At 54.0% G+C, this 16,476-nt stretch carries 18 protein-coding genes and 1 other RNA gene; 7 read left to right on the top strand and 12 right to left on the bottom strand.

Features of this window, described 5'->3' with window-relative positions; all coding sequences use genetic code 11:
* Positions 1–58: 58 nt before the first annotated feature.
* Genes N5923_RS00535 through N5923_RS00550 form a run of 4 tightly spaced genes read right to left on the bottom strand, consistent with a single transcriptional unit; the run spans position 59 to position 2,608 of the window.
* Positions 59–937 (bottom strand): metal ABC transporter substrate-binding protein, encoded by an 879-nt coding sequence (locus tag N5923_RS00535; RefSeq protein ID WP_267141409.1) that lies wholly within the window; start codon positions 935–937, stop codon positions 59–61.
* Positions 934–1,809: a metal ABC transporter permease gene (locus tag N5923_RS00540; protein ID WP_267141428.1), complete on the bottom strand. Its 876-nt coding sequence runs from the start codon at positions 1,807–1,809 to the stop codon at positions 934–936. The genes N5923_RS00535 and N5923_RS00540 overlap by 4 nt, the downstream gene beginning before the upstream one ends.
* Positions 1,809–2,489 (bottom strand): metal ABC transporter ATP-binding protein, encoded by a 681-nt coding sequence (locus N5923_RS00545; protein WP_267141410.1) that lies wholly within the window; start codon positions 2,487–2,489, stop codon positions 1,809–1,811. The genes N5923_RS00540 and N5923_RS00545 overlap by 1 nt, the downstream gene beginning before the upstream one ends.
* Positions 2,483–2,608: a hypothetical protein gene (locus tag N5923_RS00550; protein WP_267141411.1), complete on the bottom strand. Its 126-nt coding sequence runs from the start codon at positions 2,606–2,608 to the stop codon at positions 2,483–2,485. Before N5923_RS00550 ends, N5923_RS00545 begins: the two co-directional genes overlap by 7 nt.
* 299 nt (positions 2,609–2,907) lie before the next feature.
* Between N5923_RS00550 and N5923_RS00555 the strand changes: the two genes are divergently transcribed.
* The 3 genes from N5923_RS00555 (at position 2,908) to N5923_RS00565 (ending at position 4,042) form a co-directional block, all read left to right on the top strand.
* Entirely contained in the window at positions 2,908–3,261 is a 354-nt protein-coding gene (locus N5923_RS00555) for a hypothetical protein (RefSeq protein WP_267141412.1), read from the top strand.
* 152 nt (positions 3,262–3,413) lie between these two features.
* Positions 3,414–3,794, top strand: coding sequence for an Hha toxicity modulator TomB (gene tomB / locus N5923_RS00560; RefSeq protein WP_267141429.1), 381 nt, complete (start codon positions 3,414–3,416; stop codon positions 3,792–3,794).
* A 29-nt stretch (positions 3,795–3,823) separates the two neighbouring features.
* Entirely contained in the window at positions 3,824–4,042 is a 219-nt protein-coding gene (locus N5923_RS00565) for an HHA domain-containing protein (RefSeq protein WP_017800956.1), read from the top strand.
* A gap of 73 nt (positions 4,043–4,115) precedes the next feature.
* Here N5923_RS00565 and ffs read toward each other — a convergent pair.
* An RNA gene (gene ffs, locus N5923_RS00570) (signal recognition particle sRNA small type) lies at positions 4,116–4,212 on the bottom strand.
* Positions 4,213–4,514: 302 nt separating this feature from the next.
* Here ffs and N5923_RS00575 point away from each other — a divergent pair.
* Positions 4,515–4,826, top strand: coding sequence for an MGMT family protein (locus N5923_RS00575; protein ID WP_267141413.1), 312 nt, complete (start codon positions 4,515–4,517; stop codon positions 4,824–4,826).
* 46 nt (positions 4,827–4,872) lie between these two features.
* Here N5923_RS00575 and N5923_RS00580 read toward each other — a convergent pair whose 3' ends face one another.
* On the bottom strand, positions 4,873–5,430 hold the full coding sequence (locus tag N5923_RS00580; protein WP_267141414.1) for a YbaY family lipoprotein: 558 nt from the start codon (positions 5,428–5,430) through the stop codon (positions 4,873–4,875).
* Positions 5,431–5,659: 229 nt separating this feature from the next.
* Here N5923_RS00580 and tesB point away from each other — a divergent pair, with 229 nt between their 5' ends.
* Positions 5,660–6,520: an acyl-CoA thioesterase II gene (gene tesB, locus N5923_RS00585; RefSeq protein WP_267141415.1), complete on the top strand. Its 861-nt coding sequence runs from the start codon at positions 5,660–5,662 to the stop codon at positions 6,518–6,520.
* A 94-nt stretch (positions 6,521–6,614) separates the two neighbouring features.
* Here tesB and amtB read toward each other — a convergent pair whose 3' ends face one another.
* From amtB to N5923_RS00610, 5 genes are all read right to left on the bottom strand, one after another.
* On the bottom strand, positions 6,615–7,901 hold the full coding sequence (gene amtB, locus N5923_RS00590) for an ammonium transporter AmtB (RefSeq protein WP_267141416.1): 1,287 nt from the start codon (positions 7,899–7,901) through the stop codon (positions 6,615–6,617).
* Positions 7,902–7,935: 34 nt separating this feature from the next.
* On the bottom strand, positions 7,936–8,274 hold the full coding sequence (gene glnK, locus N5923_RS00595) for a P-II family nitrogen regulator (RefSeq protein ID WP_009114005.1): 339 nt from the start codon (positions 8,272–8,274) through the stop codon (positions 7,936–7,938).
* A 265-nt stretch (positions 8,275–8,539) separates the two neighbouring features.
* Positions 8,540–10,309 (bottom strand): SmdB family multidrug efflux ABC transporter permease/ATP-binding protein, encoded by a 1,770-nt coding sequence (locus N5923_RS00600; protein WP_267141417.1) that lies wholly within the window; start codon positions 10,307–10,309, stop codon positions 8,540–8,542.
* Positions 10,302–12,071 carry a SmdA family multidrug ABC transporter permease/ATP-binding protein gene (locus N5923_RS00605; RefSeq protein ID WP_267141418.1) on the bottom strand — a complete coding sequence of 590 codons (1,770 nt, stop codon included), beginning with the start codon at positions 12,069–12,071 and terminating at the stop codon, positions 10,302–10,304. Before N5923_RS00605 ends, N5923_RS00600 begins: the two co-directional genes overlap by 8 nt.
* Before the next feature lie 47 nt (positions 12,072–12,118).
* Positions 12,119–12,580, bottom strand: a complete 462-nt coding sequence (locus tag N5923_RS00610) for an Lrp/AsnC family transcriptional regulator (RefSeq protein WP_267141419.1) — start codon at positions 12,578–12,580, stop codon at positions 12,119–12,121.
* A 113-nt stretch (positions 12,581–12,693) separates the two neighbouring features.
* On the opposite strand from N5923_RS00610, the gene N5923_RS00615 reads away from it, so the two are divergent.
* Positions 12,694–13,728 (top strand): PLP-dependent cysteine synthase family protein, encoded by a 1,035-nt coding sequence (locus N5923_RS00615; protein WP_323372701.1) that lies wholly within the window; start codon positions 12,694–12,696, stop codon positions 13,726–13,728.
* Positions 13,729–13,765: 37 nt separating this feature from the next.
* Here N5923_RS00615 and cof read toward each other — a convergent pair whose 3' ends face one another.
* Positions 13,766–14,587, bottom strand: coding sequence for an HMP-PP phosphatase (gene cof / locus N5923_RS00620; protein ID WP_267141420.1), 822 nt, complete (start codon positions 14,585–14,587; stop codon positions 13,766–13,768).
* Positions 14,588–14,686: 99 nt separating this feature from the next.
* Here cof and N5923_RS00625 point away from each other — a divergent pair, with 99 nt between their 5' ends.
* A complete protein-coding gene (locus N5923_RS00625; RefSeq protein ID WP_267141431.1) occupies positions 14,687–16,387 on the top strand; it encodes an SgrR family transcriptional regulator in 1,701 nt (566 codons plus the stop codon).
* The last annotated feature ends 89 nt before the right edge of the window (positions 16,388–16,476 follow it).

Here is a 16,476-nt window from a genome sequence, read left to right on the forward strand (position 1 = left end):
GCCGCCCGTGTCGATGATTTGCGATATTCTTAATGACGGCGTTCTCGCCGCCCTTCTGCTAACGCATACTGCCGGCAATACTTTCAACATTGTGTTTGAACGCCGCAATATAACTGGCTGCCGGACCATCCTTCGGCGATAACGCTTCCGGATAGAGCTCGCCGCCCGGTTGTGCGCCGGTCGCCGCCGCAATCTGTTTAACCAGACGCGGATCGGTTTGATTCTCAATAAAGTAGCTGTGAATTTTCTCCTTTTTCAGCTGCCTGATTAAGCTGGCCACATCGCTGGCGCTGGCTTCTGACTCGGTAGAAAAACCGACGGGCGCGAGGAAGCGCACGCCATAACGCTGACCGAAGTAGCCAAAAGCATCGTGGCTGGTCAGCACCTGGCGCTTCGCATCCGGGATACCCTTGAAGGTTTGCTGCGCCCAGCTGTCGAGCTGCTTGAGCTGGCTGATATAAGCGGCACCGTGCTGACGGAAATAATCAGCATCGTCAGGATCGGCGGCAATCAGCGCGTTCATCACGTTGGTGGCATAAACCACGCCATTTTGCATACTGTTCCACGCGTGGGGATCGGTAATGGTTTCGCCATCTTCTTCCATTTTGCGCGTATTGATGCCATTTGAAGCGACAATCACGGTGCCTTTGTAGCCGGAAGCGGTCACCAGGCGATCCATCCAGCCCTCCATTCCCAGTCCGCTGACAAACACCACATCCGCCTGCGACAGCGCCTGGCTGTCCTGCGGCGTCGGTTCAAAGCTGTGCGGGTCGCCATTGGGTCCGACCAGACTTTTCACCTTCACATGTTCCCCACCTACCTGCTGCACGATATCTGCCAGTACAGTAAAACTGGCGACGGTTTCTACCGTTTTGGCCAGCGCCAGCGGGCTGCCGATCAACGCCGCTAATGCCAGCGCTATGGGTAACTTCTTCATACTTTCTCCTTACCTGTCAAAATAAAACGGCGGCCGGTTAACAGACCACCGTGCGGCCCGACTAAAATCGAGATAAAAAACAGAATGGCGGCACTCAGCACCACCGCCGGACCGGCAGGCAGCGCGAGATAAAATGAGGCGAACAGTCCGCTGAAGCTGGCAATTACGGCGAGGATCATCGCGGCGGCCAGCATGCCGGGCAGGCGCTGACTCCAGAAACGTGAGCTGGTGGCCGGCAACATCATCAGCCCCACCGACATCAGCGTGCCCAGTACCTGAAAACCGGCCACCAGATTGATCACCACCAGCACCAGAAACACACCGTTCACCAGGGGCGAACTCCAGCGGCTCTGCGCGCGTAAAAAGGTGGGGTCGAAGGCATCGATCACTAATGGCCGGTAGATCAGCGCCAGCAGCAGCAGCGTAATCATCGCGATGCCGCCGACCAGCATGATCGACAGACTGTCGACCGCCAGCAGCGAACCAAACAGCACATGCAGCAGATCGACACTCGATCCGCGCAAAGAGACCAGCGTCACACCCAGCGCCAGCGATCCAAGGTAAAAACCGGCAAAACTGGCATCTTCACGCAACGGGGTAAAGCGACTGACGGCGCCGGAGAGTAACGCGACGGTCAGACCGGCAATAAAGCCGCCGATGCCCATCGCCACCAGCGACAGCCCAGAGATCAAATAGCCAATCGCCGCACCGGGCAGCACCGCATGGGACAGCGCGTCGCCCACCAGGCTCATACGTCGTAGCTGAAGAAACACCCCAAGCGGTGTGGCGCTGATTGACAACGCCACACAGGCCACCAGCGCGCGACGCATAAAGCCGAACTCAATAAATGGGTGCAACAGGCTAACCATCATCACTGCATGCTCCCCACCTGCCGTAGCGGCGCCGCAGAGAGCATACGCGTCTGCCATTCGCACTTATCGTCATGCAAACGCAAAACCTGCGGAAACCACGCATCGACCATACTCAGGTCATGCAATACCACAATCAACGTGCATCCCTGCCGATGGCGTTCTGCCAGCAACTCCAGCAGCAGCTCGATGGTCTGGCTATCGATGCCGGTAAATGGCTCGTCGAGTAACAACAGAGAAGCCTGTTGCATCAGCAGGCGGGCAAACAGTACTCGCTGCAACTGTCCGCCGGAGAGCGTACCGGGCTGGGCATCAGCGAAATCAGCCATTCTTACCCGCTGCAGATTTTGCATAATCTCCTGACGTAGCTGACGACCAATACCACCAAACCAGCCGCTGCGCTGCCAGCAGCCCATTGCCACCAGATCAAATACGCTAATCGGGAATTGCCGTTCAATTTCAGACTGCTGCGGCAGCCAGCCAATTGCCGCAGAGGGCTGCGATAGCTGACAGTCTCCCGCAACCGGCGGCAGCAGACCGGCGAGGGTTTTTAGCAGTGTAGATTTTCCCGAGCCGTTGGCACCGACCAGTGCAGTCATCGATCCATCGGCAAAATGGCCATTTATTACCGGCGTAACCGCCTGACGCCGATAGCCGGCCTGCAGGTTTTGCAAGGTCACCATGGCGTGGTCGCCCAGCTTATCGCAGCAATCAACAACACCACGGGCAATAAGCTCAGCAATAGCCGGGCTGCGACAGAGAGCGTAAACAGAGTAGAGTGAGGAGGAAGAGAAGCAGGCATTACGATGGTTCCGGTGATACAATGTATGTTATAACATAACATTAAACATCAGCATTTTTTCACTCACCACATCGGAAAAATGTATCCAGGTGTTACCTTACATGCCCATACAATGGATATGGATTTAGATAAACAAAACTCATCAGCAAATTGTGCGCTGTCGCAGAAAAAGACGCAAAGCCTTAAAATAAAACTGATTAAAATCATAAAGATGGCAATATGGCTTTTTTTGCCACTTGCTTTATTTAGTACTGAATACAATGATCAATATTAGTAGTGATTAACACAGTGATGGAAAAATGCGCACATTAATTCCCTGTAATAATTTGCAGGACGATGTTGACCCGCTAATATTGAAGGAAATAATTCAACAGAATATTCCCAAAATAGAACCGCAACTGGTGGGTGACTTAGCATGGTATTCTCAAAATGCCCGATTCGTTCCCGGCAGTGTAAAAATTATTTCAATAGCTCCTGCCGGAACTTTACGTTATAAAATGAGCTATCAGTTTGAATGGATGATATTCAATGCCTGTCTGGATATTGATGCCAGCGAGACCGCGGTGGAAACGGTGCAGTTCCAGATAATTCCCGGTTTTCTCGCCTTTGAACTGATAGACAATCAATACCCATCCACCGCTAATGAATTGTAATCTTTGGTAATGAACTCAGGCACTATTAATTAATCTGGGTTATATTCAGGAAGTCCGTTTAATAAACTATTTTTTATAATCACTTCCAGGCCGCATACCTTTTAGCTTAGCCCGTGTACCGGCTTGTATCACTCGCTATGGAGGGGAAAGAGATGGACGAATACTCACCAAAAAGGCATGATATTGCCCAGTTGAAATTCTTGTGTGAAAGTCTGTACGATGAAAGTATGTCAACCCTGGGTGACAGTCATCACGGTTGGGTCAATGATCCTACTTCAGCGGTAAATTTGCAGCTTAACGAATTGATTGAACATATCGCCTCTTTCACCATGAATTACAAAATCAAACATGTTGAGGATGCGGATCTGATTGCGCAAATCGATGAATATCTCGATGATACATTTATGCTGTTCAGTAACTACGGTATTAATGCTCAGGATCTTCAGCGCTGGCAGAAATCAGCAAAACGACTTTTTAACATTTTCGCCGAAGAGTGCGCGCAGCGGCCTTTGCCTGCCAGCCACTCAGTTTAGCAACCCATTATTTTTACTACGGTTTAACAATGACAGACAAAATCCTTACTAAAACTGATTACCTGATGCGTTTAAGACGCTGTCGTTCAATCGATACCCTTGAGCGAGTAATTGAAAAAAACAAATACGAATTATCTGACGACGAATTAGAAGTGTTTAATTCTGCTGCCGATCACCGCCTGGCAGAATTGACCATGAATAAACTTTACGACAAAGTCCCGGTTTCCGTCTGGAAATATGTACGGTAAAAGCATCTTCTGAATATTGTAAGTTTTGACTGAATAAAAAAGAGGGTAATGCGAGGGGCTGAATTGGTGGAGGCCCTGCCAGCGACATCCCGGCACACGCGTCACCTGCTGCGGCTGCTTCCTTCCGGATCTGACCGAGTTCACAAGTTAGCATTGCGGGAGCACCAACAGGGCCTCCATTGACTGGCTCTAACCTTCAGAGCGCAGGCATTATCAATGATGCCCCCGCCAATTGCAAGCGCCCCTCCTGCGACCGTTGCTTTCTTGAACAGGTCACGCTTTTTAGTAGAATGTTCAGTCTGAAAAAACCTCGGTATTCTCCTAAATATTCCCCATCAACGGGTGAATTTTCCGCAAGAAGTGGTCAATATCTCCGCGTTACGATCGCCTTTAATGGCTGCTGTGATTAAATTTACTTTAGTATCGACGGGCTATCGATTAAGGTTTTATTATTATTCCCCCGGATATTGATATGTGCAATAACGACAACTTTCAGCAGCGCGTCTGGCAAATTATCGCCGCGATACCCAGCGGTTGCGTCACTACCTATGGCGACATTGCCGGTCTGGCCGGATCGCCACGCGCCGCACGTCAGGTGGGCGGCATCCTGCGCCGCTTACCCGAAGGCAGCAAACTCCCGTGGCATCGCGTGATTAATCGTAAAGGCGAAATCTCGTTGATGGGTGATGATCTTGATCGCCAGCGTACGGCGCTGGAAGCGGAAGGTATTGAAGTCAGCAACGACGGGAAAATCTCGCTGTCGCGCTATCGCTGGCAGCCCTGACAGCGGATGTTGCTGGCAAAGCATACGCCCTGCCAGCAATCGCCAGTCAGTAGCTGGTTGGCGCCGGTACTGATGAGGATGGCGTCACCTGCGTTGGCGAGGTTGATGGCACGGTGGTTGCCGCTCCGCTTTGCGCAGGCATGGCTACCGAAGGTACTGGCACCAGTAACAGTTCGGCTTTAGTGCCGCCACCGTTGATCACCGGTTTTACCGCTTCGGTGATAAATGCCATTTTGCCATCAATGGTAATCGCGGCACTTAACAGAATACGCGCATTGGGCTGAATGTCGGCCGGGTTAAATGGCAGTACAAAACTGAATGGCGCCTGTTTGCCTTCGGTGCGCACTGCACGCTGCGACAACACTTTCGATGGCGCATCCGCAAGTGTTGCATCTGATAAGGTCACCGTTAATACCGCATCCGGCGGTAACGCAATACGCTGACGAATATAGACTGAACCACTCACGTTTGGCTGCGCTATTGCCGCCTGCTGCCCTGCGGTCTTCGCGCCCAGCGTCGGGGTAGGAACATCTGCACTTTTATCTGCACAACCTGCCAGAGCCACCGCCATGGCGGCGCCACTCATAAGATGCCAAAATTTCATTGATTTATTCTCCTTGCTTATTATCAATGTGTTCCGCCAGTCAACAGGCAGAACCACGCTGTCAGCCAGCGTCACAAGCATAAGCCTGGCACAAGTTACTGCTTTTTTCCTGTTCACAACTTTTCATCATCCCTGCATAAAAAAAGGAGGAGATTACGCTTTAACGCAGTTGACGATAACTGGTCGGATCTCGCAAACTGATCGCTGAACACTTTTCGAGGATGCTGCTATGAGCCAGGCACTGCAAAACCTGCTAAATCTGCTTAATTTAGAAAAATTAGAAGAGGGCCTGTTTCGTGGCCAGAGTGAGGACTTAGGCCTGCGTCAGGTGTTTGGCGGTCAGGTGGTCGGACAGGCGCTGTATGCCGCCAAACAGACCGTCCCTGCTGAACGGATTATTCACTCATTTCATAGCTATTTTCTGCGCCCTGGCGACAGCCAGAAAGCGATTATTTATGATGTCGAGACCTTGCGTGACGGCAACAGCTTTAGCGCCCGTCGCGTTAGCGCCATCCAGAACGGTCAGCCAATTTTCTATATGACCGCCTCATTCCAGGCGCCGGAAAGCGGCTATGAGCATCAGAACAGCATGCCGTCAGTACCAGGCCCGGAGACACTGCCTTCTGAAACCGATATCGCTCATCAGCTGGCGGAGTTTATCCCGGAAAAAGCGCGCGAGAAGTTCCTGGCGGAAAAACCGCTGGAAATGCGCCCGGTGAAGTTTCATAACCCGTTGCAGGGGCATGTCGATGAGCCGGTGCGTCAGGTGTGGTTTCGCGCCAATGGCCCGATGCCTGCCGATCCCGGAATCCATCAATATCTGCTGGGTTACGCCTCCGACTTCAACTTCTTACCGGTCGCACTGCAACCGCACGGCAAAGGCTTCCTTGAGCCGGGCATGCAGATAGCGACTATCGATCACTCGATGTGGTTCCACCGCCCTTTCGATCTCAATCAGTGGCTGCTGTATAGCGTGGAGAGCACCTCAGCATCCGGCGCGCGGGGTTTTGTTCGTGGTCAGTTCTATACCCAGGACGGCACGCTGGTCGCCTCGACGGTTCAGGAAGGGGTAATGCGACTGCGCAGCTAATCGCGATGCAATAAAAAAGGGCGATATCATCGATATCGCCCTGTTCGTATTTATATTTTTTTTAGCGCACTGCTCTCTTCGAGCGATTTCTCTGTTACTGGTTGTAAGCGTTTTCGCCGTGGCTGTTGACGTCCAGACCTTCACGTTCCTGATCTTCCGGAACACGCAGACCGACAATCATATCCGCCAGTTTGAAGCCGATAAAGGCTACCACACCGGTCCAGACGATAGTGACGCCAACGCTGAACAGCTGAACCCAGACCTGATGGCCCATTGTCACGCCTTCTGCGTAGCCCACGCCGCCCAGTGAAGAGGAAGCGAACACACCGGTCAGAATACAGCCAACGATACCGCACACGCCGTGGACACCGAACACATCACAAGGGTCATCAACGCGCAGCCATTTTTTCAGGATGGTAACACCCCACAGACCGGCGATACCGCCTGCGATACCGATAATCAATGCACCGCCCACACCGACGTAACCACATGCCGGGGTGATAGCAACCAGACCGGCAATCACGCCTGAGCTGGCGCCCAGCAGTGATGGCTTACCGCGGAACATCCACTCACCGAAGGTCCAGGCCAGTACCGCACCGGCTGTCGCCATCACGGTGTTCAGGAAGGCCAGCGCAGCAATTTCGTTAGCGGCACTTGCTGAACCGGCGTTAAAACCGAACCAGCCAACATACAGAATCGCCGTACCGGTAAAGACCATCGGCAGGTTGTGTGGTTTAAAGGCTTCTTTACCGAAACCAGCACGTTTGCCCAGCAGGTAAGCACCGACCAGACCCGCCACCGCGGCGTTAATATGCACTACTGTACCGCCAGCGAAGTCCATTGCGCCATCCTGAGCCAGGAAGCCGCCTGCCCATACCATATGTGCAATCGGCAGATAAGCCAGCGTCAGCCATACCACCACAAAAATCAGCACCGCGGAGAAGCGGATACGCTCAGCGATAGAACCAACAATCAGCCCCACGGTGATACAGGCAAACGAGCACTGAAACGCCACGTGAATATATTGATAGAAAGTGCCGGTCAACGCCGTCAGTTCGATCCCTTTCAGCATTGCCATGCTAAAGCCACCGAAGAAGGCATTACCTTCGCTGAAAGCCAGCGAGTAGCCATACAGCATCCAGAGTACGCAGACCATTGAGAAGGTCACCGCCACCTGAGTCAGCATGGAAAGAACGTTTTTGCCGCGAAGCAGACCGCCGTAAAACAGCGCGATACCTGGTACAGACATAAAAAGCACCAGTGCGGTGCAAATCATCATAAATGCGTTATCAGCTTTATCTGCAACGGCAGGTGCAGCCATCGCGAGCGATGGTAACAATGCCAGGCCTGCCAGACCCAACTTAGTCAGTACTTTATTCATTTTATTCCATCCCTTCACAATTCAGAGCCCGAAATTACAGCGCGGCTTCGTCTGTTTCGCCGGTACGTATACGGATTACACGCTGCAGTTCTGCAACGAAGATCTTACCGTCGCCAATTTTGCCCGTGTAGGCAGCTTTGCTAATCACATCAATAACTTCATCGAGCTGATCGTCAGCAATAGCGATATCGATTTTTACTTTTGGCAGGAAATTCACGCTGTACTCTGCACCGCGATAAAGTTCTGCATGACCTTTCTGGCGACCAAACCCTTTCACCTCGGTGACGGTCAGCCCCTGAATGCCGATTGAAGATAATGCTTCACGCACATCTTCCAGTTTGAACGGTTTGATTACCACGGTAACCAGCTTCATAGAATCCCCTCCAGGTAGATAATTTGTTTGCCACACCCGACTCGGATTGATTAAAGCAAAGCCTGTGCCACAAATTAAAAAGACGAAAATTTCAGGGAATTAGCCAGACGGCGACTGATGCCGGGCTGTGACAGCGATCATCATTACCCGCAGGACGCCAGTGAACGGGCAAAAAAAACGCACCATAAAGGTGCGTTACGCGTTAACAGAGTGCATCAATATAGACGTTTCCGAAAAAACTGAGCAAAAAAGGTGCAAACTGAGTTTATGCTTCTGCAGCAATGCCCGACGTAAGTTCATCGCCTGCCAGCTGTAACTGGTACATCTGCCAGTAACGCCCCTGCTCAGCCAGCAGCTGGCGATGGTTGCCCTGCTCCACGGCCTGACCACGATGCAGCACCAGAATGCTGTCCGCTTCGGTAATGGTCGACAGACGATGGGCAATCACCACCAGCGTGGTCTGCTGGCGTATGGCGCGCAGTGCGCGCTGAATTGCCTGTTCGGTACCGGAATCGATATTGGCGGTGGCTTCATCAAGGATCAGGATTTGCGGTGACGCCACCAGTACGCGCGCCATTGCCAGCAGCTGCTTCTGCCCTACGGAGAGATTATTGCCCTGCTCACCCAGGCGGGTATAAATGCCGTCCGCCAGGCCAGCAGCCAGTTCGGCCAGCTGCACCGTCTCCAGCGCCTGCCACACCTGCTGTTCACTGATATCACGCCCAAGAGTGACATTGGCGAAGAAACTGTCGGCCAGCACCACCGGATCCTGCTGCACCATCGCAACGCCCTGCCGCAGTACCTGATGGCTGAGGCTGCTAAGCGGGCGGCCATCGAGATTAATTTCACCCTGCTTTAACGGGTAGTAACCCATCAGCAAATTCGCCAGCGTACTTTTGCCACTGCCGGTATGCCCCACCAGCGCCATAAAATGGCGCGATGGCACCTGCAGATTGATATCGCTGAGGACATTGCGGTCATCGCGATAGGCGAAGCTAAGGTTTTTCACCTCAATGCTGCCGCTGGTCAGTGGCCGCTTATCGTCGCCATACAGCTGACGCGGCGCATCCATCAGTTCGAAAATACGCTCACCGGCCACCACCGCCTGTTGCAGCATTGACTGCTGGGTGGTGAGTTCAATCAGCGGTTCATTCAGGCGTCCGAGATAGTTGATAAAGGCATACAGCACCCCGACTTCAATACTGCCCACCGAGGAGAAACCAAACAGCATCATCAGCCCGCACAGGATCATTGCCGAGAACAGGCTCAGCAACGGGCGCAGCAGAAAGCCATCCAGCCGCAGCGTCTGCATGCGCGCCAGATAGTGCGAACGGCTGGCTTCGCCCATCCGCTCACCAAAGCGCGCCTGCTGGCGGAACTGCTGGATCACACTCATACCGTTAATGACTTCGTTAAAGCCATTGTTGATATCCGCCAGATAGCTGCGCACGCGGCGCACAATCGGCGTGCTGTAACGCTGATAGATTAGCATCACGGTGATTACCGCCGGGAAAATAGTGATTGCCACCAGCGCCATCCGCCAGTCAAGGCTGAACATCGCCACCAGCATCGCGCCAATCAGCGCGGCGCTGCGCAACACTGTCGCCACTACCGTCACGTAGAGATCACGCACCACTTCGGTATCGTTGGTCACACGCGAGATAATCTGCCCCACCGGCTGGGTATCGAACGCGCTCAGCGGCTGACGCAGCGCGGCATCCATCACATCGCTGCGCAGACGCTGTACCACACCCACCGCCGCCTGATTAAACAGCAGCGCCTGGATATAGTGCAGCGTCGCCGCCAGCACCTGCAGCAGAATATATCCCGCAACAAGACCGACCACGATCCCCAGCGGCATCTGATGCTTCGCCACCATATTATCGATAAAGTAGCTCACCAGAATCGGCCCCAGCACTTCAGCTGCCGCGGCAACCCACAGCAGCGCCACCGCGATGCCCAGAGATTTACGCCACGGTTTGCCATAGGCCAGCAAGCGTTTAATGGTAGGCCAGAGCTGCGCCAGACTAGTCATGCGGCACTCCCTTTTCGTTCTCATCGTCGTCCAGTGCCGCTTCCAGCTGCTGATAGCGATACATATCGCTGTACCAGCCCGGCTGGCCGGCTAACAGCTCATGACTGCCGCGTTGCGCCACCACGCCATGCTGCATAACCAGAATTTCATTCGCTTCGGTCAGTGCCGACAGACGATGGGCGCTGATAATCACCGTGCGCCCTTCACCCCAGTTGCGAAGATTGTGCAGAATCTGATGTTCGGTACGGCCATCGACCGCCGATAGCGCATCATCCAGCAGCAGAATCTCGGCATTTAACAGCAGCGCACGTGCGATCGAAATTCGCTGTTTCTGTCCGCCGGAGAGCATTACGCCGCGCTCGCCCACTTCGGTGTCATAGCCCTGCGGCAGGCGCAGAATATCCTCATGGACGCTGGCCAGCCGCGCCACCTGCTCAATATCACTTTGCGTGGCATTCGGGCGACCCAGCGCAATATTGTTAGCTACCGTATCGGAGAACAGGAACGGGGTTTGGCTCACCACCGCCAGCCGGCTACGCCAGCCGTCAATGCGGAGTTGGGTTAGCGGGATGCCATGGTAACGAATATCCCCCTGCGCGCTGTCAAAGTGGCGCTGAATCAGGCTTAACAGCGTGCTTTTACCGGCGCCAGTCGGGCCACACAGCCCCAGCATCTGCCCCGGCTTCAGATTGAGATTGATATTGCGCAGTGATGGCTGCTTACTGCCCGGATAGGTAAATTCGCGAATCGCCACCTGCAACAGGCCACGTCCTTCCGGCAGAATTTTGTCGCCATCCTTCACCGTCGGCACTTCGGTCAGTAATGAACGAATACGGCTCCAGGCCGCGCTGCCGCGTTCGACGATATTAAACATCCATGCCAGCGCCAGCATTGGCCAGATCATCAGACCAAGGTACATCACAAAACTGGTCAGCTGGCCGAGTGTCATCTCACCCTGCCACACCAGCCAGCTGCCACCACCAATCGCCAGCAGATTTGACATGCCAATCGCGATATAGATGGTAGGGTCGAAACGCGCATCCACGCGCGCTACGCGCATATTTTTCTCGCCGGTGTCACGGGCAATCGCGGAGAACTGTGCGGACTGGTGATCTTCAAGGCCAAAGGCTTTGATCATGCGGATACTGGTCAGGCTCTCCTGGGTTTGATCGTTAAGCGAGGAGAAAGCCGCCTGCGCCAGTTTGAAACGGTTATGCAGCTGATCGCCATAGCGTTTAATCACCAGTGCCATCACCGGCATCGGCAACAGCGCCAGCAGGGTTAACTGCCAGCTAATCTGGGTGCTCATCACAATCAGCACCGCCAGCCCCATTACCAGCGAATCCACCAGCGTCAGCACGCCTTCGCCAGCGGCGAACACCACGCGGTCCACATCATTGGTGGCGCGCGCAATCAGATCGCCGGTGCGGTGGCGCAGATAAAACTCGGGATGCTGACGACTTAGCTGGCGATAGAAGTCTTCGCGCAGCTCAACCGCCAGTTGATAAGAAGCACCAAACAACAATACGCGCCAGACGTAGCGCAGCAGATAGACCACCACGGCGGTGACCAGCATCGCGCCAATCCACATCAGAATCTGCCCAACGCCCATATGTCGCTGTGTGACGCCATCGACGATTTCACCGACCACCTTCGGCGGCAGCAGCTGTAAAATCGCTATCACAATTAACAAAGAAACCGCGCCAAGATACCGACGCCACTCCCGGGCAAAATACCAACTTAATTGGCTAAACAATCGCACGCAATATGTCCTGAACTGGGAAAAGGAGGCGAAAAACCTCCATTAAATTAAGGATTCACCGGCAAAGCCGTGGTGTATTTTATCTCTTCCATGGCAAAACTCGAAGTGACATCGATTAATCCCGGAACGCCATTCACTAATCGTTTGTAAAATGCGTCATAGCATTTCATATCCGCCACCTGAATCCGCAGCAGATAGTCGTATTCGCCTGCCATGCGATAAAAAGCCATCACTTCCGGCAGGCTTTGCACCACGTCAACAAACTGCTGATACCAGGCGCTGCTGTGCTGCTGGGTTTTGATCAACATAAAGGCGGTTAATGACAGGCCAATTTTGTCGCCATCCAGTAGCGCCACTTTGCCACGAATTATGCCGTCATCTTCCAACTTTTTCAGCCGTTTCCAGCACGGCGTGGTGGTCAGATTAACCGCATCGGCCAGTGCCTGCAGCGAAAGCGTGCAATCCTGTTGCAACAGCGCCAGCAGTTTACGGTCAGTTTTATCTAACATACGCCAACTCCGGAGAAAGGTTTTCTCTAATCAGGCCATTATACAGTAAAGAAGATAAACCTTTTTTCCTCTGAATGCCTTACTCTTGCTGCACGATTATCAGGAGCCAGATCATGAGCAGCCAGTGGGTAAAGCACGCAATTAACGAAATTAACGCCGACTTTCAGCGTTCCGCTGATACGCATCTGATCCGTCTGGCTTTACCTGATTTTCCCGGTATCTGGCTCTATTTAAAAGATGAGAGCACCCATCCTACCGGAAGCCTGAAGCACCGTCTGGCCCGCTCGCTATTTTTATATGGTTTAAGTAATGGCTGGATCAAACAGGATCGGCCGATTATTGAAGCGTCTTCAGGCAGTACCGCGGTATCGGAAGCCTGGTTTGCCCGCCTGATTGGTGTGCCGTTTATTGCGGTGATGCCAGCCAGCACCGCCAGACGTAAGGTTGAGCAGATCACTTTCTATGGTGGCCAGTGTCACTTTGTCAGCGATCCCTGTCAGCTGTATGCCGAATCCGAGCGCCTGGCGCGTGACCTGGACGGCCACTTTATGGATCAGTTTACCTATGCCGAACGCGCCACCGACTGGCGCGGCAATAATAATATCGCCGGCAGCATTTTCCACCAGATGAGCAGTGAGCCGTTTCCGATCCCGGACACCATCGTCATGAGTGCTGGCACCGGCGGCACCTCGGCCACTATTGGTCGCTATCTGCGCTATCAGGGACATAACACCCGGCTGTTAGTGGTAGATCCGCAAAACTCCGTGTTCTTCGATTACTGGCAGCAACGGGATCCGACCCTGACCAGCGCCACGGGTAGCCGGATTGAAGGTATTGGCCGCCCGCGCGTCGAGCCGTCGTTTATCCCGGATGTGATTGATGCGATGCTGAAAGTGCCGGATGGCGCCAGTATTGCGGCGATGCTGTGGCTGGAAAAACAATTGGGCCGCAAAGCGGGCGCGTCGACCGGCACTAATATCTGGGGCGCGCTACAGGTCGCCAGAGAAATGCGCGAGCAGGGCCGTCAGGGAGCGATTGTCACCCTGCTGTGTGACAGCGGCGAACGCTATCTCGACAGCTATTATCATGCCGACTGGGTGCGGGAACATATTGGTGATATCAGCCCATGGCAGCAGGCGCTGGCATAAAAAAGCCGGACAATCCTGTCCGGCGGGCTGCGAAACCTCAGAATTCGGGGGAATAATTGAGATGTGGTGTGGTCAGCCAGTGATTAAGATAATGCGAAACTCCCTGTGTCGCGCAATGTCCGATAACCGGTAAATGCGGCAGTGCATTTTTCAGCTGATGCATGGCGTTGCCCATAATAAAACCCCGCCCCACTGCCGCCAGCATTTCACGATCGTTCATGGCATCGCCAAAGGCCATACAATCGGCCATCGTCAGGCCGAGATGGTTGCTCAGAAAATTCAGCGCGGTGCCTTTATTGCAGTTAACCGGCAACACTTCCAGACACTCCCAGGCTGAGAAGCAGAGATGCGCGCGGTCGCCCAGCGCTTCGCTAAGCTGGATTTCCAGCCGGCGCAGCTCCTCGTGTTCAGCAATAAAACAAATTTTCGTCACCTGATCCGCCGGGATCTGGCGTACATCCGCAAGCTGATAAGTAAAGCCGCTGATCAGATGCGCCTGCAATATTTCCGGCAGCTCGCTGCCCGTGAACCAGCCATCATCGTTAAATACATGCATGGTGGCGGTGGTGTCCCATTGGGTATCCGTAACCTGACGGGCGATTTCCGGCGGCAGATCGTTGCCAAACAGTCGCTCGCCATTCACCGCATTGACGCGGGTGCCGTTGCCGGTAATCAGCCAGGCATCCAGCTCCAGTTCCGCTGCCAGAATTTTCATCTCCAGCAGATGCCTGCCAGTGGCGAAAGCCAGAATCACCTGCTTTTCCTGTAATGCGCGTAGTGCCGCTATCGTCTCTTTACCCAACTGGTGATTAGGCAGTAACAGGGTGCCATCCATATCAAAAGCAGCTAAACGCGACATCTTATCTCCTGGCAGTGATGAAATTACGACATCAGAGTATCACCTGGTAATTGCGGAACTAATAGTGAATACTTTGTGAAAACCATTCCGGGTTTAACTATGCGCCAGCTTAATCGCCTTAACCAGTTCGCCCGCCTGTGGCAGCACAGTAGTGGCGTTGCACAGCAAACCAGCGTAGCCGAAATGGCCGGACGCTGTTTTTGCAGCGAGCGCCATATGCGCACCCTGCTCAGTCAGTGGCAACAGGCGCAGTGGCTCGACTGGCAGGCAGAGTCCGGGCGTGGCAAGCGCGGCGCCCTGCGCTTTCTGCAAACCCCTGATCATCTGCGCAGCGAACTGTTGCAACAGCAGCTGGATCGCGGGCAGCCGCAGCATGCCCTGCAACTGGTGCAGCTGGCACCAGAGCAGCTGGGTCAGCTGTTACAACCGTTTATGGGCGGACAGTGGCTGAATAACGCCCCGACCCTGCGCATTCCTTACTATCGCACGCTGGACAGATTACAGCCGCTGACCCTGAGCGGCCGCGCGGAACAGCATCTCTGCCACCATGTGTATGCCGGGCTGACCCGTTTTCAGCACAATCAGGTGGCCGCCGATCTGGCGCACCACTGGGTATGTAGTGACAACCAGCTGGAGTGGTTTTTCTTTTTACGTCCCCAGCTGCACTGGCACAATGGCGAAGTGATGACTGCGGCTCAGCTGCAACAGCGACTGCAACAGATCCTCGACAGCACCATCGGCAGCAAACTGCTGGCCAGTGTCAAATCGGTGTCGCTGGCGCATGCACTCTGCCTGCGCTTTGTGCTGCATACTGCCGATAACTGGCTGGCGCATCGTCTGGCCACCGTTTTCTGCCTGCTGCCGCATCCGCTGGATGAAAAACTGGGAGCCGGACCCTACCGGTTAAGCCACTTCAGCCCGACGCTGGTGCGAATTGAGAGCCACGGCTGGTATCATCTGCAACATCCGCTAATGCAGGCGATTGAGTACTGGATCACGCCGCAACTGTTTGACAGCCAGCTGGGCACCAGCTGTAGCCATCCGGTACAGATTGCGATTGGCGCGCAGGATGAACTGTCGCTGCTGCGGCCGGTCAGTAAAAGTACCAGCCTTGGCTTCTGTTATCTGGCGATTAATCAACAGCGCGCGTTAAATGCCGCTCAGGCGGCGAAGCTGATGCGCCTGATTCAGCAGGCGGAAATTATCGCGCAGTTACCCATTGAAGAGGGGCTGATTACTCCGAGCAGCGAGATGTTACCCGGCTGGCCGCTGCCCGACTGGTCTGCAGATGATGATATCGCCCTGCCCGCTACGCTCAGTCTGCACTATCATTTACCGGTAGAACTGGATGCGATGGCGCATAAGCTGCAGGAACTGCTGGACAGCCATAACTGCCAGCTGCAACTGCATTTTCATCACGCCAAAAACTGGCAGGATTTTGCTGAACTGGCGCAAGCCGATATAGTGATGGGCGACCGGCTGATTGGTGACGCGCCGGAGTTTACTCTCGAAAGCTGGCTGCGGCTTGATCCGCTATGGTCCACCATTCTTTCTGCAACACGCTATCAGCAGTTAATGGCCGATCTGTGCCAGATTCAGGCTGAACCCCGACAGTCGGTGCGCTTTGCCGCTCTGCAACAGAGTTTCCGGCAACTGATGAACGATGCGGTGATTACCCCGCTGTTTAACTATCGCTATCAGATTAGCGCGCCGCCGGGTGTGGAAGGCATTGACCTGAATGCGTCGGGCTGGTTTGATTTTACCCGCGCCTGGGTGCCGCCACCGGTGGTGATTGAGTGAAGCGGTCCTAAACAGTAGTATATGCAACCCCGAATTGTAGGGGAGCCGTTAACGGCTCCCGTATTACAGCGCGCACAGTGCAAACCACT

It is taken from the genome of Winslowiella arboricola (genome assembly GCF_025527015.1).
GTDB classification, from domain to species: domain Bacteria; phylum Pseudomonadota; class Gammaproteobacteria; order Enterobacterales; family Enterobacteriaceae; genus Erwinia; species Erwinia arboricola.

Bases quoted from the DNA above. Each gene is read 5' to 3' on its own strand.
- N5923_RS00625 (WP_267141431.1), top strand. From the start codon at position 14,687: ATGCGCCAGCTTAATCGCCTTAACCAGTTCGCCCGCCTGTGGCAGCAC.
- tomB (WP_267141429.1), top strand. From the start codon at position 3,414: ATGGACGAATACTCACCAAAAAGGCATGATATTGCCCAGTTGAAATTC.
- N5923_RS00600 (WP_267141417.1), bottom strand. From the start codon at position 10,309: ATGACTAGTCTGGCGCAGCTCTGGCCTACCATTAAACGCTTGCTGGCC.
- N5923_RS00545 (WP_267141410.1), bottom strand. From the start codon at position 2,489: ATGGTGACCTTGCAAAACCTGCAGGCCGGCTATCGGCGTCAGGCGGTT.
- N5923_RS00535 (WP_267141409.1), bottom strand. From the start codon at position 937: ATGAAGAAGTTACCCATAGCGCTGGCATTAGCGGCGTTGATCGGCAGC.
- N5923_RS00575 (WP_267141413.1), top strand. From the start codon at position 4,515: ATGTGCAATAACGACAACTTTCAGCAGCGCGTCTGGCAAATTATCGCC.
- glnK (WP_009114005.1), bottom strand. From the start codon at position 8,274: ATGAAGCTGGTTACCGTGGTAATCAAACCGTTCAAACTGGAAGATGTG.
- N5923_RS00615 (WP_323372701.1), top strand. From the start codon at position 12,694: ATGAGCAGCCAGTGGGTAAAGCACGCAATTAACGAAATTAACGCCGAC.
- N5923_RS00610 (WP_267141419.1), bottom strand. From the start codon at position 12,580: ATGTTAGATAAAACTGACCGTAAACTGCTGGCGCTGTTGCAACAGGAT.
- N5923_RS00555 (WP_267141412.1), top strand. From the start codon at position 2,908: ATGCGCACATTAATTCCCTGTAATAATTTGCAGGACGATGTTGACCCG.
- N5923_RS00550 (WP_267141411.1), bottom strand. From the start codon at position 2,608: ATGCCTGCTTCTCTTCCTCCTCACTCTACTCTGTTTACGCTCTCTGTC.
- N5923_RS00580 (WP_267141414.1), bottom strand. From the start codon at position 5,430: ATGAAATTTTGGCATCTTATGAGTGGCGCCGCCATGGCGGTGGCTCTG.
- N5923_RS00540 (WP_267141428.1), bottom strand. From the start codon at position 1,809: ATGATGGTTAGCCTGTTGCACCCATTTATTGAGTTCGGCTTTATGCGT.
- cof (WP_267141420.1), bottom strand. From the start codon at position 14,587: ATGTCGCGTTTAGCTGCTTTTGATATGGATGGCACCCTGTTACTGCCT.
- N5923_RS00565 (WP_017800956.1), top strand. From the start codon at position 3,824: ATGACAGACAAAATCCTTACTAAAACTGATTACCTGATGCGTTTAAGA.
- tesB (WP_267141415.1), top strand. From the start codon at position 5,660: ATGAGCCAGGCACTGCAAAACCTGCTAAATCTGCTTAATTTAGAAAAA.
- amtB (WP_267141416.1), bottom strand. From the start codon at position 7,901: ATGAATAAAGTACTGACTAAGTTGGGTCTGGCAGGCCTGGCATTGTTA.